The 20,123-nt window shown below is 41.7% G+C and carries 19 protein-coding genes; 16 read left to right on the forward strand and 3 right to left on the reverse strand.

The window, feature by feature from the left end; all coding sequences use genetic code 11:
* Positions 1-137 precede the first annotated feature (137 nt).
* Positions 138-620: an S-ribosylhomocysteine lyase gene (locus tag K5Q34_RS10380; protein WP_004194159.1), complete on the reverse strand. Its 483-nt coding sequence runs from the start codon at positions 618-620 to the stop codon at positions 138-140.
* Between the two features lie 128 nt (positions 621-748).
* Between K5Q34_RS10380 and K5Q34_RS10385 the strand changes: the two genes are divergently transcribed.
* The 13 genes from K5Q34_RS10385 (at position 749) to K5Q34_RS10445 (ending at position 15,628) form a co-directional block, all read left to right on the forward strand.
* The gene (locus K5Q34_RS10385; protein WP_024384085.1) at positions 749-2,362 is read left to right on the forward strand and encodes a ribonuclease Y; all 1,614 of its coding nucleotides are present in this window, start codon (positions 749-751) and stop codon (positions 2,360-2,362) included.
* 147 nt (positions 2,363-2,509) lie between these two features.
* Positions 2,510-3,136, forward strand: a complete 627-nt coding sequence (gene gmk, locus K5Q34_RS10390) for a guanylate kinase (protein WP_024384084.1) — start codon at positions 2,510-2,512, stop codon at positions 3,134-3,136.
* Positions 3,137-3,159: 23 nt separating this feature from the next.
* A complete protein-coding gene (gene rpoZ / locus K5Q34_RS10395) occupies positions 3,160-3,474 on the forward strand; it encodes a DNA-directed RNA polymerase subunit omega (protein ID WP_004194153.1) in 315 nt (104 codons plus the stop codon).
* A 192-nt stretch (positions 3,475-3,666) separates the two neighbouring features.
* Positions 3,667-6,057 carry a primosomal protein N' gene (locus K5Q34_RS10400; protein WP_221864968.1) on the forward strand — a complete coding sequence of 797 codons (2,391 nt, stop codon included), beginning with the start codon at positions 3,667-3,669 and terminating at the stop codon, positions 6,055-6,057.
* Positions 6,058-6,187: 130 nt separating this feature from the next.
* Positions 6,188-7,126 (forward strand): methionyl-tRNA formyltransferase, encoded by a 939-nt coding sequence (gene fmt, locus K5Q34_RS10405; protein WP_221864969.1) that lies wholly within the window; start codon positions 6,188-6,190, stop codon positions 7,124-7,126.
* Positions 7,113-8,426: a 16S rRNA (cytosine(967)-C(5))-methyltransferase RsmB gene (gene rsmB, locus K5Q34_RS10410; protein ID WP_221864970.1), complete on the forward strand. Its 1,314-nt coding sequence runs from the start codon at positions 7,113-7,115 to the stop codon at positions 8,424-8,426. The genes fmt and rsmB overlap by 14 nt, the downstream gene beginning before the upstream one ends.
* Before the next feature lie 37 nt (positions 8,427-8,463).
* Positions 8,464-9,201 carry a Stp1/IreP family PP2C-type Ser/Thr phosphatase gene (locus K5Q34_RS10415; RefSeq protein WP_004194145.1) on the forward strand — a complete coding sequence of 246 codons (738 nt, stop codon included), beginning with the start codon at positions 8,464-8,466 and terminating at the stop codon, positions 9,199-9,201.
* Complete coding sequence (gene pknB, locus K5Q34_RS10420) at positions 9,201-11,195, forward strand: Stk1 family PASTA domain-containing Ser/Thr kinase (protein WP_221864971.1); 1,995 nt, start codon at positions 9,201-9,203, stop codon at positions 11,193-11,195. The genes K5Q34_RS10415 and pknB overlap by 1 nt, the downstream gene beginning before the upstream one ends.
* 288 nt (positions 11,196-11,483) lie before the next feature.
* Entirely contained in the window at positions 11,484-12,179 is a 696-nt protein-coding gene (gene liaF, locus K5Q34_RS10425; RefSeq protein WP_205028911.1) for a cell wall-active antibiotics response protein LiaF, read from the forward strand.
* Positions 12,176-13,192 (forward strand): sensor histidine kinase, encoded by a 1,017-nt coding sequence (locus tag K5Q34_RS10430; RefSeq protein WP_136670460.1) that lies wholly within the window; start codon positions 12,176-12,178, stop codon positions 13,190-13,192. The genes liaF and K5Q34_RS10430 overlap by 4 nt, the downstream gene beginning before the upstream one ends.
* Positions 13,164-13,805: a response regulator transcription factor gene (locus K5Q34_RS10435; protein WP_002937025.1), complete on the forward strand. Its 642-nt coding sequence runs from the start codon at positions 13,164-13,166 to the stop codon at positions 13,803-13,805. Before K5Q34_RS10430 ends, K5Q34_RS10435 begins: the two co-directional genes overlap by 29 nt.
* Positions 13,806-13,854: 49 nt before the next feature.
* Positions 13,855-15,255 (forward strand): bifunctional Cof-type HAD-IIB family hydrolase/peptidylprolyl isomerase, encoded by a 1,401-nt coding sequence (locus K5Q34_RS10440; RefSeq protein WP_024377222.1) that lies wholly within the window; start codon positions 13,855-13,857, stop codon positions 15,253-15,255.
* A gap of 1 nt (position 15,256) precedes the next feature.
* Positions 15,257-15,628, forward strand: a complete 372-nt coding sequence (locus K5Q34_RS10445; protein ID WP_002937017.1) for a S1 RNA-binding domain-containing protein — start codon at positions 15,257-15,259, stop codon at positions 15,626-15,628.
* 25 nt (positions 15,629-15,653) lie between these two features.
* On the opposite strand, the gene cysK is transcribed toward K5Q34_RS10445, so the two are convergent.
* Both cysK and K5Q34_RS10455 read right to left on the reverse strand, forming a co-directional pair.
* Entirely contained in the window at positions 15,654-16,580 is a 927-nt protein-coding gene (gene cysK, locus K5Q34_RS10450; protein WP_105212081.1) for a cysteine synthase A, read from the reverse strand.
* An 89-nt stretch (positions 16,581-16,669) separates the two neighbouring features.
* Entirely contained in the window at positions 16,670-17,302 is a 633-nt protein-coding gene (locus K5Q34_RS10455) for a YigZ family protein (protein ID WP_014637533.1), read from the reverse strand.
* A gap of 56 nt (positions 17,303-17,358) precedes the next feature.
* Here K5Q34_RS10455 and K5Q34_RS10460 point away from each other — a divergent pair, with 56 nt between their 5' ends.
* From K5Q34_RS10460 to hpf, 3 genes are all read left to right on the forward strand, one after another.
* Positions 17,359-18,651, forward strand: a complete 1,293-nt coding sequence (locus K5Q34_RS10460) for a DEAD/DEAH box helicase (protein WP_221864972.1) — start codon at positions 17,359-17,361, stop codon at positions 18,649-18,651.
* Entirely contained in the window at positions 18,644-19,309 is a 666-nt protein-coding gene (locus K5Q34_RS10465; RefSeq protein WP_205028913.1) for a ComF family protein, read from the forward strand. The genes K5Q34_RS10460 and K5Q34_RS10465 overlap by 8 nt, the downstream gene beginning before the upstream one ends.
* A 76-nt stretch (positions 19,310-19,385) precedes the next feature.
* Positions 19,386-19,928 carry a ribosome hibernation-promoting factor, HPF/YfiA family gene (gene hpf / locus K5Q34_RS10470; RefSeq protein ID WP_014637536.1) on the forward strand — a complete coding sequence of 181 codons (543 nt, stop codon included), beginning with the start codon at positions 19,386-19,388 and terminating at the stop codon, positions 19,926-19,928.
* Positions 19,929-20,123 lie beyond the last annotated feature (195 nt).

Consider the following 20,123-nt stretch of genomic DNA (forward strand, 5'->3'; position numbering starts at 1 on the left):
AATAAAAAAACTCTCAGAAACGCCGAAATATCAATGTTTCTAAGAGTTTAATGACTTGCTATCTTTCGCAAACTTCTTCAATTTTTTATATTTTTAGGAGTTTGTCTACGTTCTGAGCGGTTTATCCGCTTTTTTTGTTAGATTGGTTTTCTTTCAAAGGCATCGGTAGAGATTCCTTGAGAAAGGATTAGTTTGGCCCATTCTTTAGCTGAATGAAGGCTGTGGTCTTTGTAGTTACCGCATGATTCAATGGTTGTCCCAGGAACATCCTCCCAAGTGATACCTTCTGCAATTTCTTCCAAACTCGACTTAATGACTTGAGCAATCTTTTCAGAGTCTTGTTTTCCCCACATAATCATGTGGAAACCTGTCCGACACCCGAAAGGAGAGCAGTCGATTAGCCCGTCGATGCGCTGGCGAATTAGTTTAGCTAATAGATGCTCGATGGTATGTAGACCAGCTGTATCCATTGCATTTTCGTTGGGTTGGATAAGGCGAATATCAAAGTTTGTAATAATGTCTCCTTTGGGTCCGACTTCTTCAGAAATTAAGCGGATGTAAGGTGCTTTTACAATAGTGTGGTCTAGCTCGAAGCTTTCGACAGTGACTTCTTTTTTCATGGTTTCCTCCAAATAAGTGATGAATTTATTATACCATATTTGACAATTTGGAATTGTGAAATCGTTTCAAATATGATAAAATAGATACAGATTTTGTGAAAATCGAATTATAAAAAAGAGGTAGAAATATGGATATCATTACAGTAGTAGTGACCCTTGTTTCTGCTCTCATTGGTTTAGTATTAGGTTACTTTGCCATTTCTTTGAAGATGAAATCTGCAAAAGAAACTGCAGAATTGACACTTTTAAACGCAGAACAAGAAGCTAGTAATGTTCGTGGTCGAGCGGAAGAGCAAGCTGAGGTTATTCTAAAAACAGCTGAGCGCGATCGCCAGACCTTGAAAAAAGAATTACTCTTGGAAGCTAAGGAAGAAGCTCGTAAGTACCGAGAAGAAATTGCAGAAGAATTTAAGTCAGAACGTCAAGAGTTGAAGCAAATCGAATCACGCTTGACAGAGCGGGCGACTAGCTTGGACCGCAAAGACGATAATTTGACCAACAAGGAAAAGACTTTGGAACAAAAGGAACAAAGTCTGACCGATAAAGCTAAGCACATTGATGAGCGTGAACAAGAAGTTGTAAAACTCGAAGAACAAAAAGCTTTGGAGTTAGAACGAGTGGCGGCCCTCAGTCAAGAAGAGGCGAAGGAAATCATCCTTACCGATACACGTGATAAACTGACGCATGAAATTGCGACTCGTATCAAGGAAGCAGAGCGTGAAGTAAAAGAACGTTCTGACAAGATGGCAAAGGACTTGTTAGCTCAAGCGATGCAACGTATATCAGGTGAATATGTGGCTGAGCAGACGATTACATCGGTTCATTTACCGGATGATGCGATGAAGGGACGGATTATTGGACGTGAGGGTCGAAATATTCGTACCTTTGAAAGTCTCACAGGTATCGATGTTATCATTGATGATACACCAGAAGTGGTTGTTCTATCAGGTTTTGATCCGATTCGCCGTGAGATTGCCCGTATGACCATGGAGACCTTGCTTCAAGATGGTCGTATTCATCCAGCTCGTATTGAGGAGTTGGTTGAGAAACACCGTGTAGAAATGGATAACCGTATTCGTGAGTATGGGGAAGCTGCTGCTTATGAAGTTGGGGCACCAAACCTCCATCCAGACTTGATTAAAATCATGGGACGTTTGCATTTCCGTACCTCTTACGGACAAAATGTTCTTCGCCACTCAATCGAAGTTGCTAAATTAGCAGGTGTACTTGCTGCTGAATTGGGCGAGAATGTGAATTTGGCCCGTCGAGCTGGTTTCCTACATGACGTTGGTAAAGCTATTGACCGTGAGGTGGATGGAAGCCACGTTGAAATCGGTACCGAATTGGCTAAGAAATATAAAGAGAATCCAATTGTTATCAATGCGATTGCTAGTCACCATGGCGATGTAGAAGCGACAAGTACTATTGCAGTTATTGTGGCTGCGGCAGATGCTCTGAGCGCTGCTCGTCCAGGTTCGCGTCGTGAATCTATGGAAGCCTATATCAAACGTCTGCAAGACTTGGAAGAAATCGCCAACAGTTTTGAAGGGATTAAACAATCCTATGCTATTCAGGCTGGTCGTGAAATTCGGATTATCGTTCATCCTAACAAGGTCACTGATGATCAGATTACCATCTTGGCCCATGATGTTCGTGAGAAAATTGAAAATAATCTGGATTATCCAGGAAATATCAAAATCACAGTTATCCGTGAAACAAGAGCAACAGATGTTGCTAAGTAAATGTAGAAGAGTCCGAAGGGCTCTTTTTCTACTGGCTCAAAGTTCGTTTAGGATTGAGAACAGAAAATATTCTAATCGTATTTAAAAGCAGTTGAAATTCATGCTAAATTTTGTTACACTAGAATGAAAGATTTAAAAGGAGATATCATGAAAGAGCGAGGCTTACTCATTGTCTTTTCTGGCCCATCTGGTGTTGGAAAAGGAACAGTTCGAAAGGAAATTTTTGAAAGCTCTGATAATAAATTTGAATATTCTGTATCCATGACGACACGTCCACAGAGACCAGGAGAAGTTGATGGAGTTGACTATTTCTTCCGTAGTCGTGAGGAATTTGAAGATTTGATTCGCCAGGGTCAAATGTTGGAATATGCAGAGTACGTTGGAAATTACTATGGAACACCTCTGACCTATGTCAATGAAACTCTTGATAAGGGAATTGATGTCTTTTTAGAAATTGAAGTACAGGGTGCCCTCCAAGTGAAGAAAAAGGTTCCAGATGGGGTGTTCATTTTCTTGACACCACCTGACTTGGAGGAGTTGCAAGATCGCTTGATTGGTCGCGGAACGGATAGTGAGGAAATTATTGCTCAACGTATCGAACGTGCCAAGGAAGAGATTGCCTTGATGCGTGAGTATGATTATGCAGTTGTGAACGATGAAGTCCCGTTGGCTGCTGAGCGTGTCAAGCGTATTATCGAAGCAGAACATTTCCGTGTAGACCGAGTGATTGGTCGCTACGATGAAATGATTCGTGAACAGATAGCAGAACGATAAAAGAAAGAAGAGAGAATCGCATTATGATGTTGAAGCCGTCAATTGATACCTTGTTGGATAAGGTACCATCTAAGTATTCTTTGGTTATTCTTGAGGCTAAGCGTGCCCATGAATTGGAAGCAGGTGCCAAACCAACTCAAGAATTTACCTCAGTGAAATCCACCCTACGCGCCTTGGAAGAAATTGAATCAGGTAATGTAGTCATCCACCCAGACCCAGAAGCGAAACGTGAGGCTGTTCGTCGCCGTGCCGAAGAGGCTAAACGTTTGGCAGAAGAAGAAGAGCGTAAAATCAAAGCTCAAATTGCTAAAGAAAAAGAAGAAGGCGAAAAGATTTAGAAACAAGACTCGGTTGGGATTGCCATCCGGGTTTCTTTTCACTTTCGGAATGATGAAAGTTTTGACAGAAAGGAGCTAGGTCATTTAGTTTATCTTTTAATATTTGCTCCAACTAATAGTTGGAGGTTATACATAAAGTGAACCTTGTTCGCATCAGTCGTGGTATTAGAAGGTAAAATAAATGGAGATGGTATGTTAGCACAGATTATTGTAGACGTCCCTTTGATGCAGACAGATCAAGCTTATTCCTATCGCGTTCCAGCTGAGTTGGAAGAGGGGCTCATGGTTGGCGTGCGCGTCCATGTACCCTTTGGTAAGGGAAATCGGCTGATTCAAGGGATTGTGGTTGACTTGATTGATGAAGATGATGAAAATAACTTACAAGACTTGAAAGAGCTTGCCGAGGTTTTGGACTATGGTCCTGTTCTCAATCAAGAGCAATTTTGGTTGGCGGACCAGATGAGGAAGTCGGTCTTCTCCTATAAAATTACTCTCTTAAAATCCATGTTGCCTAGCTTGCTCAATTCGACCTATGACAAATTGCTCCGTCCAGGGATTGGTTTGGAAATGGCAGAGCAGCTTAGTCTATTTGGGGATAAGGAGCAGATTCGTTTTTCTGACTTGGACGTGACAGAGCAAGGGAAAATCATGCGTCTGGCCCAGTCAGGGAAAGTCTTGGTAGACTATGTGGCCAAGGATAAGAAGCAAATCAAGACGGAAAAATGGTACCGAGTTTGTCTGGAGAAATTGCGAGAAGCAGACATCAGCAATCGGGCTAAAAAACGGCAGCAGTTAAGAGAATTTCTTCTGGAACATTCTGAAGACCAGCTCCTTTCAAACCTAAAATCGGACTATTCTGCTGATACGCTCCGCTATTTCCAAGAAAAAGGCTATATAGAAGTCTGGGAAGAGGAAGTGTCGCGGACTCAGGGAGTTTTTGATAAGGTGGAAAAAACGCAGGCCTTGGATTTGAATCCAGAGCAGGCGATTGCGGTTCGTGAGATTGTGGCCTCTATCGGTCAGGAAAGCCAGACCTTTCTACTGCAAGGAGTGACAGGTTCTGGGAAGACGGAAGTCTATCTCCAGGTTATTGATAGGGTTTTAAAAATGGGGAAAACGGCTATTATGCTAGTACCTGAAATATCCTTGACCCCTCAGATGACCAACCGTTTTATTTCTCGTTTTGGTCAGCAGGTTGCTATTTTGCATTCGGGCTTGTCTGACGGAGAGAAGTATGACGAGTGGCGGAAGATTGAGGCGGGGAATGCCCAAGTAGTTGTCGGGGCTCGCTCGGCCATTTTTGCACCATTGACAAACCTGGGTGTTATCATTATTGATGAGGAGCATGAGGCGACCTACAAGCAGGACAGCAATCCACGCTACCATGCGCGTGATGTGGCGAAGTTGCGGGCAGACTATAATCGAGCCACCTTGGTTTTGGGTTCTGCTACGCCGTGTCTTGAAACACGGGCTCGGGCTAGTCGAGGAGTTTATGGAAGGCTGACTCTTAACCAGAGGGCCAATCCCTTGGCTCGTATTCCAGAAGTGGAAGTTGTGGATTTCCGTGATTATATCGGTCAGCAGGAGGCTAGTAATTTTACCCCTGTCTTGATTGAAAAGATTAGAGAAAAGCTGGCTCGTAAGGAACAGGTCGTTCTTATGTTGAACCGCCGGGGCTATTCTTCTTTTGTCATGTGTCGTGATTGTGGGAGTGTTGACCAGTGTCCCAACTGTGATATTTCCCTGACGCTCCACATGGACACAAAAACGATGAATTGCCACTATTGTGGTTTTCAAAAGGGGATTCCTCAGACCTGTCCAAACTGCCAAAGTCGTTCCATTCGTTATTATGGGACGGGTACGCAAAAAGCCTACGATGAATTGCAGGAGCTCTTGCCAGAGGCTAGAATTTTGCGTATGGATGTGGATACTACCAAGAAAAAAGGTGCTCATGAGGACTTGCTCGAACGGTTTGGTCGAGGCGAAGCGGATATTCTTCTGGGGACCCAGATGATTGCCAAGGGCTTGGATTTTCCAAATGTGACGCTGGTTGGGGTGCTCAATGCGGATACGGCTCTGAATCTGCCTGATTTTCGGTCTTCTGAGCGGACCTTCCAGTTGCTAACTCAGGTAGCTGGTCGGGCCGGTCGAGCTGATAAGGAAGGGGAGGTCCTGATTCAGACCTACAACCCAAATCATTATGCCATTGCCTTTGCCAAAGAGCAGGATTATGAAGGTTTCTATCGTTATGAGATGGGCATTCGGAAAAATCTTGGTTATCCGCCTTACTATTTTACGGTTGGTCTAACCTTTTCGCACAAGTCGGAAGAATTTATCGTGAAAAAAGCCTATGAAACTGTAGATTTTCTCCGTCAACACTTAACAGATGCAATTCAAATCCTGGGACCGACGCCTAAGCCCATTGCCAGAACCCATAATCTCTACCACTACCAGATTATCTTGAAATACCGGCATGAAGACCGTTTGGAAGAAGTCTTGAACCAGATTTTGGATTGGACACAGGAGAGAGAAAATCAGGATTTGCGGCTGATTATTGACAATGAACCGCAGAATATGATGTGAGGTCACTATTGACCTTGCATTTTTTGTTTTAAAAACCTTTAATTAAGGAAAAAATAAGCAAAAATGATATAATTAGGGGATAGTATAATTGATATGAATCAGAAAATGAAAAGGAGATGAGAACACGAATATGACAAAGTTGATTTTTATGGGAACGCCAGCGTTTTCAGCGACGGTCTTAAGAGGGCTCTTAGCTGATGGAAATTATAACATACTGGCAGTTGTAACCCAGCCAGACCGAGCTGTTGGACGAAAAAAAGTCATCCAAATGACACCTGTGAAAGAAGTAGCCTTGGAATACAATTTACCAGTCTATCAGCCAGAGAAGCTATCTGGAAGCAAAGAAATGGACGAGCTGATGACCTTGGGAGCAGACGGGATTGTGACGGCAGCTTTTGGGCAATTCCTACCAACCAAATTATTGAACTCAGTTGACTTTGCGGTCAATGTTCATGCTTCTCTTCTTCCTAAATACCGTGGCGGTGCTCCTATCCATTACGCTTTGATTAACGGTGATGAACGTGCTGGCGTAACCATCATGGAAATGGTCAAGGAAATGGATGCCGGTGACATGATTTCCAGCGATAGCATTGCTATTGAAGAAAGTGACAATGTCGGCACCTTGTTTGAAAAGTTGGCTGTTGTTGGTCGGGATTTATTATTACAAACCTTACCAGCCTATATTGCTGGTGACTTGAAGCCAGTCGCTCAAAATCCAGAACAGGTAACCTTCTCACCAAATATCCAGCCAGAAGAAGAGGTACTGGATTGGAATAAGACAGCTCGTCAACTATTTAATCACATTCGCGGTATGTACCCGTGGCCCGTTGCCCACACCTATTGGCAAGGGGAACGGTTTAAAATTCAAGAAGCTGTAGAAGCAGAAGGTGAAGGACCAGTTGGTCAGGTTATTGCTCGAAGCAAGAAAGAATTGATCATTGCGACAGGTCAGGGAGCCCTTTCTCTGAAAACTGTCCAGCCAGCTGGTAAGCCAAAAATGACCATTGCAGACTTTTTAAATGGTGCAGGTCGAGATATTGCAGTAGGAGATCAATTTGGTGATCAATAAACATGAAACAGCAAGAAGTCTAGCCTTATCTGTATTGGAACAAGTCTTTGATCAAGGAGCTTACTCGAACATTGCTCTCAATAAGGCTCTAGAATCTTCTCGTTTATCAGCACAGGACAAGGGCTTGGCGACCGAGTTGGTTTATGGGACGGTTTCTCGTAAAATTACCCTAGAGTGGTATTTGGCACATTTTATTGAAGATAGGGAAAAGTTGGACACTTGGGTCTACTATCTCCTCATGTTGAGCCTCTACCAGTTGGTATATTTGGATAAATTGCCTGTTCACGCAGTTGTCAATGAGGCAGTTAATATTGCCAAGCGAAAGCCTGGAACTGACAAATTTGTCAATGCTATTTTGCGTAAGCTTAGTCAGGATTCGTTGCCGAAACCAGCGGATATAAAAAGAAAGAACAAACGTCTATCCGTTCGGTATTCTGTGCCAGTTTGGTTGGTCCAAACCCTGATTGCAGAATATAGCGATGAACGTGCTGAGCAGATTTTCCAAAGCTTACATGATCGGAATAAGGCCAGCGTACGCGTGACAGATAGTCAACAAGTGGAGCGATTGGCAGAGGAGCTAGGCGCCCAACACTCGCAGTTATCACCAGTTGGGTTGGTTAAATCTCATGGACACTTTGCGGGGACAGATTATTTCAAGGAAGGGCTTATCACTATTCAAGACGAGACCAGTCAATTGGTAGCTCCGACTTTGGATATTCAAGGAGATGAAATCATCTTGGATGCCTGTGCAGCTCCGGGTGGAAAGACCTGTCATATGGCAAGCTATCTTACGGATGGAAAAGTTTATGCGTTGGATTTATATGATCATAAACTAAACCTGATTGAAGAAAACGCACTTCGTTTAGGTCTAGAAGATAAGATTGAGACCAAACGTCTGGACGCCAGTCGTGTTCATGAAACATTTGGCCCTGATACCTTTGATAAGATATTGGTAGACGCTCCTTGTTCAGGTATTGGACTTATCCGCCGTAAGCCAGATATTCGTTATAACAAGGCAGCGATGGACTTTGATTCTCTAAAGACTATCCAGTTGCAGATACTGGACAGTGTTTGCCAAAGCTTGAAAATTGGTGGTATAATAACCTATAGCACATGTACGATTATTGCTAAGGAAAATCAAGAGGTTATTCAAGAATTTCTGCAAAACCATCCCAATTTTGAGCAGGTGACACTAGAACACCCTCAAACAGATATTATGGTGGATGGCTGCTTGTTGATAACCCCTGAACAGTATAAGACAGATGGATTTTTCATCGGTCAACTTAGACGAAAATCCTAGAATAAGAGGAGGAAGTTGCTTAGCAACGATAAAAATTATGGAAATTGCATTACTTACTGATGTAGGACAGAAACGTTCGAACAACCAAGACTATATCAATCGCTACAAAAACCGTGCAGGGATTGATTTGGTCGTGTTAGCTGATGGAATGGGTGGTCACCGTGCCGGCCATATTGCCAGTGAAATGGCAGCAACAGATTTGGGAGCTGCTTGGGTTGATACTCAATTAGTGACCTTAAATGACGTCCGTGAATGGATGGTTGCAATCATTGACGCTGAAAACCAAAAGATTCATGAACTTGGACAGACAGAAGAATACAAGGGGATGGGAACAACGCTTGAAGCAGTTGTTGTCATCGACAACCAAATGATCTATGCCCATGTTGGAGATTCACGAGTTGGATTGATTAGAGATGGCGAATATACACGTCTAACCAACGACCATTCGCTGGTAGGTGCCCTTGTTCGAGCTGGTCAGCTCACAGAAGAAGAAGCACAGCGTCATCCTCAAAAAAATATTGTAACGCAGTCCATCGGACAAGCCGAACCAATCGAACCAGACATTGCTTTGAAAACTCTTGAGGTTGGAGATTACGTCCTTATTAACAGCGATGGCTTAACCAATATGGTACCAACCGAGGACATTCGTGATATTGTATTGAGTGATGTTTCAATTGAAAGCAAGGTAGAAACACTTGTACGTTTTGCTAATAATGCAGGCGGTCTAGATAATATTACAGTAGGTTTGCTTCACATTACGGAGGAGGCTAGGTAATGATTCAAATCGGTAAGATCTTTGCCGGTCGGTATCGAATCGTTCGGCAAATTGGTCGAGGCGGTATGGCAGATGTTTACCTAGCAAGAGATTTGATTTTAGATGGAGAAGAGGTTGCCGTTAAAGTTCTTCGGACCAACTATCAGACAGATCAAATTGCTATCCAGCGTTTTCAACGTGAAGCGCGTGCCATGGCAGAACTTGACCATCCCAATATCGTTCGTATTTCGGACATCGGCGAAGAAGATGGTCAACAGTATCTGGCTATGGAATATGTCAATGGCCTCGATTTAAAACGTTATATAAAAGAAAATGCACCACTCTCCAACGATGTTGCGGTGCGAATTATGGGACAGATTCTCCTCGCTATGCGAATGGCGCACACAAGAGGAATTGTCCATCGAGATTTGAAACCTCAGAACGTCCTTTTGACTTCCAATGGAGTCGCTAAAGTAACAGACTTTGGTATTGCAGTTGCCTTTGCTGAAACGAGTTTGACACAAACCAACTCCATGTTGGGTTCTGTTCACTATCTTTCACCTGAGCAGGCGCGTGGTTCGAAAGCGACCATTCAAAGTGACATTTATGCGATGGGAATCATCCTTTTTGAAATGTTGACGGGTCGCATTCCCTATGATGGAGACAGTGCTGTGACGATTGCTCTTCAGCATTTCCAAAAACCTCTCCCATCTGTTAGAGAAGAGAATACCAACGTACCTCAGGCTTTAGAAAATGTTGTACTAAAAGCAACGGCTAAAAAATTAAACGAGCGCTATAAGTCGGTTGCAGAAATGTATGCAGATTTAGCTTCGGCCCTATCCATGGATCGTCGGAATGAACCTAGGGTTGAACTAGAAGGGAACAAGGTTGATACAAAAACCTTGCCAAAACTCTCCCAGGCCAATGTTGAAACGAAAGTACCGCATACAAACAGTTCTGCCCAAGTTTCTGCGGCGGACAAGGGGGCTGGTAAGAAAGAAGTGGCGAAGTCGGGAAATAAGCCTGTTTCAAAACCAAGGCCAGGTATGCGTACACGCTACAAAGTCTTGATAGGAGCTATTTTGTTAACAGTCATAGCGACTGGACTCATGTTTTTCAACACTCCACGAACAGTTACAGTCCCTGATGTGTCTGGTCAAACCGTTGAAAAAGCTACTGAAATGATTGAAGTGGCAGGATTGGAAGTTGGAAACATCACAGAAGAAGCGACAGCGACTGTAGATGAAGGCTTGGTAATACGGACCTCTCCGGCTGCAAAGACGACCAGACGTCAAGGAAGTAAGATTGATATTGTAGTAGCAACGGCTGCGATGGTATCTATTCCAGATGTGACAGATAAGGATTCTGATACTGCACGGCAGGAATTGGAGGCTCTTGGTTTCCAAGCGACAATAAAAGAAGAATATAGCGAAAAAGTTGCCCAAGGTCTCGTCATCAAAACAGATCCAGGAGCAAATAGTTCTGCTGAGAAGGGGGCGAAAATTACCCTTTACATTTCCAAAGGAGTAGCGCCACAAGTTGTTCCAAACGTTGTTGGAAAAACTCAGGAGAATGCTACTCAAATTCTTCAGACAGCAGGCTTCAGTATTGGAACTATTACTCAGGAATATAGCTCATCTGTTACTGCGGGTCAGGTTATCAGTACAGATCCTGTTGCCAATACAGAGTTGACAAAAGGTTCTATCATCAATCTAGTTGTTTCAAAAGGAAAAGAATTGATTATGCCTGATTTGACATCTGGCAATTACACCTATTCACAGGCACGTAGTCAATTACAAGCACTGGGTGTCAATGTGGAAAGTATTGAAAAACAAGAAGATAGAAGCTATTATTCAACGACAAGTGACATCGTCATTGGACAATATCCTGCTGCTGGCGCAACAATTGATGGAACAGTTACCTTGTATGTCTCCGTTGCATCAACCGGTACCAGTAGCGATTCCTCAACAGGAAGCTCCACTAGCACAAGTACTTCGACAGATAGCGGACAATAAAGATGAATAAGGTTGGGCAGATGCCGAACCTTTTTCTCTTGATTAGAGAGCGTAGCTTGTGAGCGGTCCCCTATGCCAAAATTGTTTCCTTCTGTCCATCAAGGGTGATGGCCTAGGAGTGATTTGCATAGTTTATAGTCATGTTTAGTTTATTTTGCTTGTCTTGTTAATTTACTTTGCCGTACCCAAGTACAGCCTGCATCTCGTTGCTTTGAACTAATATTTCCTACTTTGGATGGAGTTCTTTTACTTATTTTTTGTTACAATAGTATAGAAAGGATGGAGAAGATGCGGAAAGTTCAATTTTTTCTACTAATAGAAAGTATGATTTTTACGATGGCAGCCTTTGACGTGGTAGCCAATGAGGCCAGTCGGACCCTGCTACTTTTCTCTGCCTTATTACTCGTCATTTGGTACTTCCTAGGAAGAAAAATCAACAGTGTTTTACTGGTCAGCTCCTTATCTCTATTATTTTTGGTCTTTGTTTTAAATCCCTTCTTCATTATTGGGATTATGCTACTAGTCGTCTACATGCTGATTAATTTCTTTTCACGTTATGAAAAGAGAAACCAATATACCCACATTGTTTTTAGTGACTATTCTCTACAAGTTCAAAAAGAGAAAAATAGATGGTTTGGCAACCACGATCACTCTCAAGATAGGTTTGGTTTTGAAGATATTAACATTGTACGCTTGTTTGGCAATGATGTAGTTGATTTGGATAAGACTGTATTAGTTGGCAGAGATAATATTGTTGTAATTCGTAAAACGTTTGGACGGACAAAAATTATTGTTCCAATTGATGTTGAGGTTGCACTTTCAGCAACTAGTATCTATGGACGAGTAAGTTTCCTGGGTGAATCATACTGGGATTTGCGGAATGAAAGTATAGCGGTCAATAGTCCCGATTATCAAGAATCACACAAACGTGTAAAAGTCGTTACCAACAATATACTGGGAGATGTGGAGGTGGTTCGCGTATGAGAAAACGTACCTACCTACTCCTCGCCTGGTTTGCCTGTCTTATTGTTTTTGTGGTGATTGCTTCCACCCTCCCACTTTTAAATTATTCATTGCTAGATGTTACGCTCTGGATTTCAACGGAGCAGCTCGTGTTTACTCTCATTCTACTAGTTATTGTTTTGACCCTTTTTCTAGCTGTAATGGTACAAACTGTCAGCCTAGCCTCCACTCAGGTTATGCGGACGAAGTTACAAGCTATCTTGAAGAATAAAAGTATTCGAACAGATACCGAAAGTGATCAACTCTTGCTCCAGTTGTCTGATAAGGTCAGAAACCTCACACGTCAGGTGCAGCTGGTTGACAATCAAGATTTAGTCAAGAAAGAAGAGATTGTTGAGGGAGAACGGAAACGGATTGCCAGGGATTTGCATGATACGGTTAGTCAAGAGTTATTTGCAACGAGCATGATTTTGTCAGGATTATCGTCCAATCTATCCATTCTTCCGCAGGAAACCTTGCAGGAACAGCTGATGCTCGTGAAAGACATGATTGAGTCTGCCCAAAGAGATCTACGCATCCTATTATTACATCTACGCCCAAGTGAACTTGAAAGTAAAACCTTGGTTGAAGGATTTGAGCTGATTTTGCGTGAAGTTAGCGACAAAAGTAATATTATCGTTCATTTCCAACATGAAGTAGAGGAGCTACCGAAACTAATTGAAGAACATCTCTTCCGCATTGCGCAAGAAATTATCAGTAATACTTTGCGACATGCCAAGGCCAAGCATTTGGATGTTTACCTCTTGCAGAAGGAAACAGAACTGCAGTTGAAAATGACAGACGATGGTATCGGCTTCCAACAAGGTGCAGATGATGAATTAAGTTATGGTCTTCAAAACATACGTGAGCGGGTTGAAGACATGGCTGGAACGATAAAAATTCGCACAGCCCCAAATAAGGGAGTGGCGATTGATATTCGTATCCCACTATTGAAAGGAAAAGAAGATGAATACGATTCGAGTGATGCTGGTTGACGACCATGAGATGGTTCGTCTAGGATTGAAAAGTTACTTAAATTTACAGCCAGATGTTGAAGTAGTTGCAGAAGCTAGTGATGGTGAGGAAGGTTTGGCTAAAGCATTAGAGGTTAAACCCGATGTTGTAGTGATGGACTTGGTTATGCCCAAGATGACTGGCGTAGAAGCAACCCTGGCCTTGCTGAAGGAGTGGCCGCAAGCGCAGATTGTCATCCTGACCTCCTACCTAGATAATGAAAAAATCTATCCTGTGCTGGAAGCAGGAGCTCGTGGCTATATGTTGAAAACGTCAAGTGCTGACGAAATATTAGCAGCCATCCGCAAGGTAGCTCTTGGAGAATATGCTATTGAGACAGAAGTAGAGAAAAAAGTAGAGCACCATAAACGCCACCCAGATTTACATGATGACTTGACAGCCCGTGAACGCGAAATCTTGACGCTGTTAGCCAAGGGATATGATAATCAACGAATTGCAGATGAGTCATTCATTTCCCTAAAAACTGTTAAAACCCATGTTTCCAATATCTTATCCAAACTAGCTGTGAGCGACCGTACTCAAGCAGTTGTTTATGCTTTCCAGCATGGTTTGGTGGCGCAAGAGGACCAATAGTGGTATAATGAAAATTAGTTAATTTTCAACCAAAGGATAGTGGAATTATATGGATGCAAAACTCAGATATAAGGCAAAAAAAATAAAAATAGTCTTTTTTGACATTGACGACACGCTACGTGTGAAGAATACAGGCTACATTCCTGAATCAATTCAGCAGGTTTTCAAATCACTGAAAGAAAAGGGAATTTTGACAGGAATTGCGTCAGGACGAACGCCTTATGGTTTGGTGCCAGAAATCAAGGCCTTAAAGCCAGACTTTTTCGCTATGATTAACGGCTCCTACGTAGAAGATGCCAAAGGTCAGGTAGTGTACCATCAGCCAATGCCCCAAAATTTAGTAGAATCTGTATTAAATTGGGCTAAAGAAATTGGAATCGAATATGGTATGCTTGGTAGTCAAAAAGGGACACTTTCTGCACGAACTGACCGCATTAGTCAAGTAATTGACTTGATTTATGAAGGTTTGGAAACAAACCCAACTTTTTATAAAGAAAATGACATCTATCAATTGTTAACTTTTGAGAAAGATGGTCACGAAGTAGAACTTCCAGAAGAGTTGCAAGCGGAATTGCGTAGTGTTCGCTGGGATGCTATTTCATCGGACATTGTGCTAAAAGGCTCTTCCAAAGCAACTGGTGTTGCTAAAGTTGTTGAAAAACTAGGCCTGAAACCTGAAAATGTCCTAGTGTTCGGAGATGGACTCAACGATATTGAGTTATTCGATTATGCAGGAATTAGTATCGCTATGGGGCATTCACATCCAGAACTGCAAAAGCATGCAGATTATATCACAAAAAAAGTAGAAGAAGATGGCATTTTTGATGCCTTGGAGAAATTAGGTATGGTAGAAAAAGAAAAATATTTCCCGCAATTAGATTTGGAAAATGTTACAGGGCCAGTTGCGCATATCAAGACTAACCACGGTAAGTTAACAGTAAAACTCTTCCCTGAAATTGCACCCAAAACGGTAGCAAATTTCGTAGCTCTTTCTAAAGATGGCTATTATGACGGAATTATCTTCCATCGTATTATCAAAGACTTTATGATTCAAGGTGGCGATCCAACCGGAACAGGCATGGGTGGTGAATCTATTTATGGTACTGCGTTTGAAGATGAATTTTCAATGGAAGCTTTTAATCTCAGAGGAGCCTTGTCAATGGCCAATGCAGGACCAAATACAAATGGAAGCCAATTCTTTATCGTTCAAAACCAAAACTTCCCATACAATGCGAAAGAATTAGAACGAGGCGGTTGGCCTAAAGAAGTTGCAGAAGCCTATGTCAAAAATGGCGGGACACCACATCTAGACCAACGCCACACAGTGTTTGGTCATCTAGTTGATGAAGAATCCTTCGTCGTCTTGGATGCTATCGCAGCGGTTGCAACAGATTCAGCAGATCGCCCACATGAAGATGTTGTAATTGAGACCATCGAAATAGAGGATTAAGATGAAAATCGGAGATAAACTCAAGGGGACGGTAACGGGCATTCAGCCGTATGGAGCCTTTGTACAATTAGAGAATGGGACGACGGGCCTAATCCATATCTCGGAAATCAAAACAGGTTTTGTTGATAATATTTATGATCATTTAAAATTGGGGCAAGAGGTTTTGGTACAGGTAGTTGACTTTGATGAATATACTGAAAAGGCTAGTTTATCAATCCGGACCTTAGAAGAAGAACAACAAAAAATTCCGCGTCATCATCGTTTTACAAATGAACGGAATAAAATTGGCTTTTCCCCTTTAGCAAAACAACTTCCGAAATGGATTGAGGAAGCTAAAGGCTATCTCAAAGAACACAAAGAAAAGAAGGTATAGGATGCATTCCTAACCTTCTTTCTTTTTAATCATTGAACTCGTAAAGAGCTGTTGACAAGTAACGTTCTCCGTTATCAGGCAAGATTGCCAACACTTTTTTTCCAGTTCCCAACTCCTTAGCGACTTCGATAGCAGCGTGAATTGCTGCACCTGAAGAAATACCAACTAAGAATCCTTCTTTTCCACCGATAGCACGACCTGTAGCTAAGGCATCATCGGATTTGACACGAATAATGCCATCATAGGCGCTAGTGTCCAAAGTATCTGGAATAAAACCTGCCGAAATACCTTGGATCTTGTGCGGACCAGGTGCTTCACCAGATAAGACAGCTGATTCATCAGCTTCGACAGCATAGATAGCAATATCTGGATTTGCTGTCTTCAAAACATGCGAAACACCTGAAACGGTACCACCAGTACCAACGCCAGATACAAAGGCATCTAAACTAGTTGTTCCAAAGTCTTCCAAAATTTCCTGTCCTGTTGTATCTTCGTGAACTTTTGGATTGGATGGATTAGCAAACTGGAAAGGAACCCAGCCATTTTTTTCTTCAGCAATCTCTTTTGCTTTGGCGATAGCCCCCTTCATCCCTTCGCTACCAGGAGTCAAGACAAGTTCAGCTCCATAAGCTTGGATAATCTTACGACGCTCAACACTCATGGTTTCAGGCATGACGATAATCACCTTATAACCTTTTGCTGCTCCAACCCAAGCAAGACCGATACCAGTGTTACCACTTGTTGGCTCAACAATAGTATCTCCAGGTTTGATGGTACCAGCCTTTTCAGCATCTTCAATCATAGCCAAGGCGATCCGGTCTTTTACAGAAGAACCTGGGTTAAAGGCCTCTAATTTCACATAGACTTCCGCTGCCCCCTCTGGAACGATATTATTGAGTTTAATAACAGGTGTTTTTCCAACTAATTGAGTAATGTTTTGATAAATAGCCATATGGCACCTCCAAATAATGTTATTATACATTATATAGTAGAAAGTCAAAAAAGGATAATATAAAAAAACTATCTCGCCGATAGCTTTTTTTAATAGACAGGTACCTCAACGATTCGAGAGTTAGCTTTTTCCGCGAATACTTTTCCGTGGTAAAAGTCAGTAAGACTTGCTAATGTTTGTTCAAGGAATTCTTTATCTACAAAAATCATGGTTGAAACTTCAGTAGTAAACTGGGTATCAAATTCTTCCAGACCTTGCTCAGCTCGCCAATTGGCAAACTCTTGGTATTGGGCGTAGGACATACTAATGGAAATACCTTCCTGCTCCTTGATTTCCACAACACCGATCTCCTTGACTGCATTAGCCACTGCTCCAGCGTAAGCACGAATAAGTCCGCCTGCCCCTAGTTTGATACCTCCAAAATAGCGGGTAACCACTGTTGCGACATTGGTCAGTTCGTGATTTTCTAAAACCGTCAGCATTGGCACACCAGCAGTACCAGACGGCTCCCCATCATCTGAGGAACGCTTGATTTCCATATTTTCTCCAAGGACAAAAGCAGAGCAGTTATGAGTAGCCTTGTAATGTTCTTTCTTGATCTTGTTGATAAAGTCGCGAGCTTCCTCCTCGCTGGTCACTCGTTTCATAAAGCAGATAAATCGTGACTTTTTAATTTCTTCTTCAACAATACCATCTTCTCTAATTGTTTTAAATTCTTTCATAACCAAATTGTACTAATTTTTTTTAAAACTGACAAGAAATTCCGAATAAATAAGCGATGAAAGAATTAGAAAATTATTATGGAAGATTATTTATCAAATACCAATTGACAGCAAAAGAAAGAGAAATAGCAGAAAAAGTGCCAAGTATTACAAAAAAGAATAACTGCTTTCGCTGTGGAACAACTTTTGAAGAAGAAAACAAATTGCCAAACGATGCTTATTACTGTCGAGCCTGCTTGCTTCTAGGCAGAGTGCGGTCGGACGAAAAACTCTATCATTTTCCTCAGAAAGATTTTCCAATCACTAAGTGTTTAAAGTGGAAAGGTCAACTAACTGATTGGCAACAAAGAATTTCAGATGGACTAGTTGCAAACGTGGAAAATAATCGTGCAACATTGGTTCATGCAGTAACAGGAGCAGGTAAGACAGAAATGATTTACCACACCGTTGCCTCAGTGATTGATAAAGGCGGAGCGGTTTGCTTAGCCAGTCCTCGAATCGATGTTTGTATCGAACTCTATAAACGTCTGCAAAATGACTTTTCAGTTCCAATTAGTTTACTACATGGAGAGTCTGAACCCTATTTCCGAACTCCATTAGTTGTAGCAACCACACATCAGTTATTAAAATTTTATCAGGCCTTTGATTTGGTTTTGATTGATGAAGTAGACGCCTTTCCCTATGCAGATAATCCCATGCTCTATCGAGCAGCAGACAATGCGGTCAAGGAAGCCGGTGTTCAAGTTTTTCTGACGGCGACTTCAACAGATGAATTGGATAAAAAAGTCAGAACGGGCAAATTAAGCCGTCTTAGTTTGCCAAGGCGCTTTCATGGCAATCCGCTTGTTGTCCCGCAAAAAGTCTGGTTTAGTAAATTCGATGATACCCTAAAGAAAAATAGACTAGTCCCAAAGTTGAAAAAAGCGATTGAAGAACAGAGAAAGTCGGGCTTTCCCTTACTCATTTTTGTCCCAGAAATCTCCAAAGGTCAAGAATTTACCAAGATAATGAAAAACACATTCCCAGAAGAAACAATTGGCTTTGTATCCAGTCAAACAGAAAATCGCCTTGAAATCGTTGAGGGGTTTCGCAAGAGAGAAATCACAGTCTTAATCTCGACTACTATTCTTGAACGTGGGGTAACCTTCCCATGTGTAGACGTCTTTGTTGTTCAAGCCAATCATTACCTCTACACAGCGTCAAGTCTTGTTCAGATTGCGGGCCGGGTCGGCAGGAGTATGGAACGTCCGACTGGGTTGCTCCAGTTTTATCATGAAGGAAGTACAGGAGCCATTGAAAAGGCAATCGCTGAAATTAAACAGATGAACAAGGAGGCTGGATATGTCTAATTGTCTATTGTGTGATCAAGCTATGAAAAATAAAACAAGATTTTCAGATCTCATCTTCTTTAGTAAAGAAAAATCGGGCACCTGTGAAGAATGTTTTTCGACTTTTGAGGAAATAGCAGAGCAACACTGTCCACATTGTTATAAAAATGGAGAATCGGAAAGTTGCAAGGATTGTCAGTACTGGCAGAATCAAGGGAAACTAGTTGTCCACACAGCTTTGTACCAATATAATCAAGCGATGGCACATTATTTTAGTCGCTACAAATTTCAAGGAGACTATGTTTTAAGAAATATTTTTGCTAAAAAGCTTAGAATAGCGTTAAGCCAATTTTCTGATTACACAATTGTTCCCATACCAATTAGTCAAAAACGACTATCAGAACGTGGGTTTAATCAAGTGGAAGGACTTTTGGATGCTACAAATATTCCCTATCAGTCCCTTCTTGGAAAGTATGAAAGCCAAAAACAATCGTCTAAAAATCGAGCAGAGAGACTAGAAGCAAAACAGATGTTCTATCTATTAGATGAAAAAGAAGTGCCAGAAAAGATATTATTATTCGACGATATATACACAACAGGAGCCACAATCCAACTTGCTGTAGAACTTTTTGTGAAAATTGGTAGGAAAGAAATCAAAACATTTTCACTAACACGATAAGAAAACGGTTGCAATATTCCTATAATGTGGTATAATAATAGTGAAGAAAGGCGAAAGCCAAGAAAGAGGTACTAATATGATTAAATTCAGTATTCGTGGAGAAAACCTTGAAGTTACAGATGCACTTCGCACCTATGTAGAAGAGAAAGTGGCTAAGATTGAGAAATATTTCAATGAAGAACAAGAGTTGAATGCTAAAGTAAATCTAAAAGTTTACCGTGACAAGCGCGCAAAAGTAGAAGTAACAATTCCAGTTGGAGCAGTTACACTTCGCGCAGAAGATATTTCACAAGAAATGTATGGCTCTATCGATCTTGTAGTAGATAAGATTGAACGCCAAATTCGTCGTAACAAAACCAAGATTGAACGAAAACATCGTCAAAAAGTGGCAACTGGTCAAGTCTTTACAGATGAACTTGTTGAGCAAACAGGCGAGGAAGTAAAAGTGGTTCGTACTAAGCAAGTAGACTTGAAACCAATGGATATGGAAGAAGCAGTCCTCCAATTGGAGTTGCTCGGACATGATTTCTTTATCTATACAGATGCCAATGACGGTACAACAAATGTATTGTATAGACGTGAAGATGGAGATTTGGGTCTTCTAGAGGTGCGTCAATAAAGATAATAAAACAGTTGCAGTTTTTGCAGCTGTTTTATCATTTTCAAAAAAACGGTTGACAATGTGTATAAGTCGTGATAGAATAATTGAGTTGTCTCTTGAGGGGCTAGTCAGTAGCGGAATGAAAAAAGTTTCGAAAAAGTGTTGACAAGTTCAGTAGAAGATGATAGAATAATTGAGTTGTCTCTTGGAGGA

The sequence above is a fragment of the Streptococcus sp. 2018110 genome, assembly GCF_019754115.1.
Taxonomy (GTDB): Bacteria; Bacillota; Bacilli; order Lactobacillales; family Streptococcaceae; genus Streptococcus; species Streptococcus hashimotonensis.

Coding starts and splice junctions, on each gene's coding strand:
- K5Q34_RS10380 (WP_004194159.1), bottom strand. CDS start 620: ATGAAAAAAGAAGTCACTGTCGAAAGCTTCGAGCTAGACCACACTATT.
- K5Q34_RS10385 (WP_024384085.1), top strand. CDS start 749: ATGGATATCATTACAGTAGTAGTGACCCTTGTTTCTGCTCTCATTGGT.
- gmk (WP_024384084.1), top strand. CDS start 2,510: ATGAAAGAGCGAGGCTTACTCATTGTCTTTTCTGGCCCATCTGGTGTT.
- rpoZ (WP_004194153.1), top strand. CDS start 3,160: ATGATGTTGAAGCCGTCAATTGATACCTTGTTGGATAAGGTACCATCT.
- K5Q34_RS10400 (WP_221864968.1), top strand. CDS start 3,667: ATGTTAGCACAGATTATTGTAGACGTCCCTTTGATGCAGACAGATCAA.
- fmt (WP_221864969.1), top strand. CDS start 6,188: ATGACAAAGTTGATTTTTATGGGAACGCCAGCGTTTTCAGCGACGGTC.
- K5Q34_RS10415 (WP_004194145.1), top strand. CDS start 8,464: ATGGAAATTGCATTACTTACTGATGTAGGACAGAAACGTTCGAACAAC.
- pknB (WP_221864971.1), top strand. CDS start 9,201: ATGATTCAAATCGGTAAGATCTTTGCCGGTCGGTATCGAATCGTTCGG.
- liaF (WP_205028911.1), top strand. CDS start 11,484: ATGCGGAAAGTTCAATTTTTTCTACTAATAGAAAGTATGATTTTTACG.
- K5Q34_RS10430 (WP_136670460.1), top strand. CDS start 12,176: ATGAGAAAACGTACCTACCTACTCCTCGCCTGGTTTGCCTGTCTTATT.
- K5Q34_RS10435 (WP_002937025.1), top strand. CDS start 13,164: ATGAATACGATTCGAGTGATGCTGGTTGACGACCATGAGATGGTTCGT.
- K5Q34_RS10440 (WP_024377222.1), top strand. CDS start 13,855: ATGGATGCAAAACTCAGATATAAGGCAAAAAAAATAAAAATAGTCTTT.
- K5Q34_RS10445 (WP_002937017.1), top strand. CDS start 15,257: ATGAAAATCGGAGATAAACTCAAGGGGACGGTAACGGGCATTCAGCCG.
- cysK (WP_105212081.1), bottom strand. CDS start 16,580: ATGGCTATTTATCAAAACATTACTCAATTAGTTGGAAAAACACCTGTT.
- K5Q34_RS10455 (WP_014637533.1), bottom strand. CDS start 17,302: ATGAAAGAATTTAAAACAATTAGAGAAGATGGTATTGTTGAAGAAGAA.
- K5Q34_RS10460 (WP_221864972.1), top strand. CDS start 17,359: ATGAAAGAATTAGAAAATTATTATGGAAGATTATTTATCAAATACCAA.
- K5Q34_RS10465 (WP_205028913.1), top strand. CDS start 18,644: ATGTCTAATTGTCTATTGTGTGATCAAGCTATGAAAAATAAAACAAGA.
- hpf (WP_014637536.1), top strand. CDS start 19,386: ATGATTAAATTCAGTATTCGTGGAGAAAACCTTGAAGTTACAGATGCA.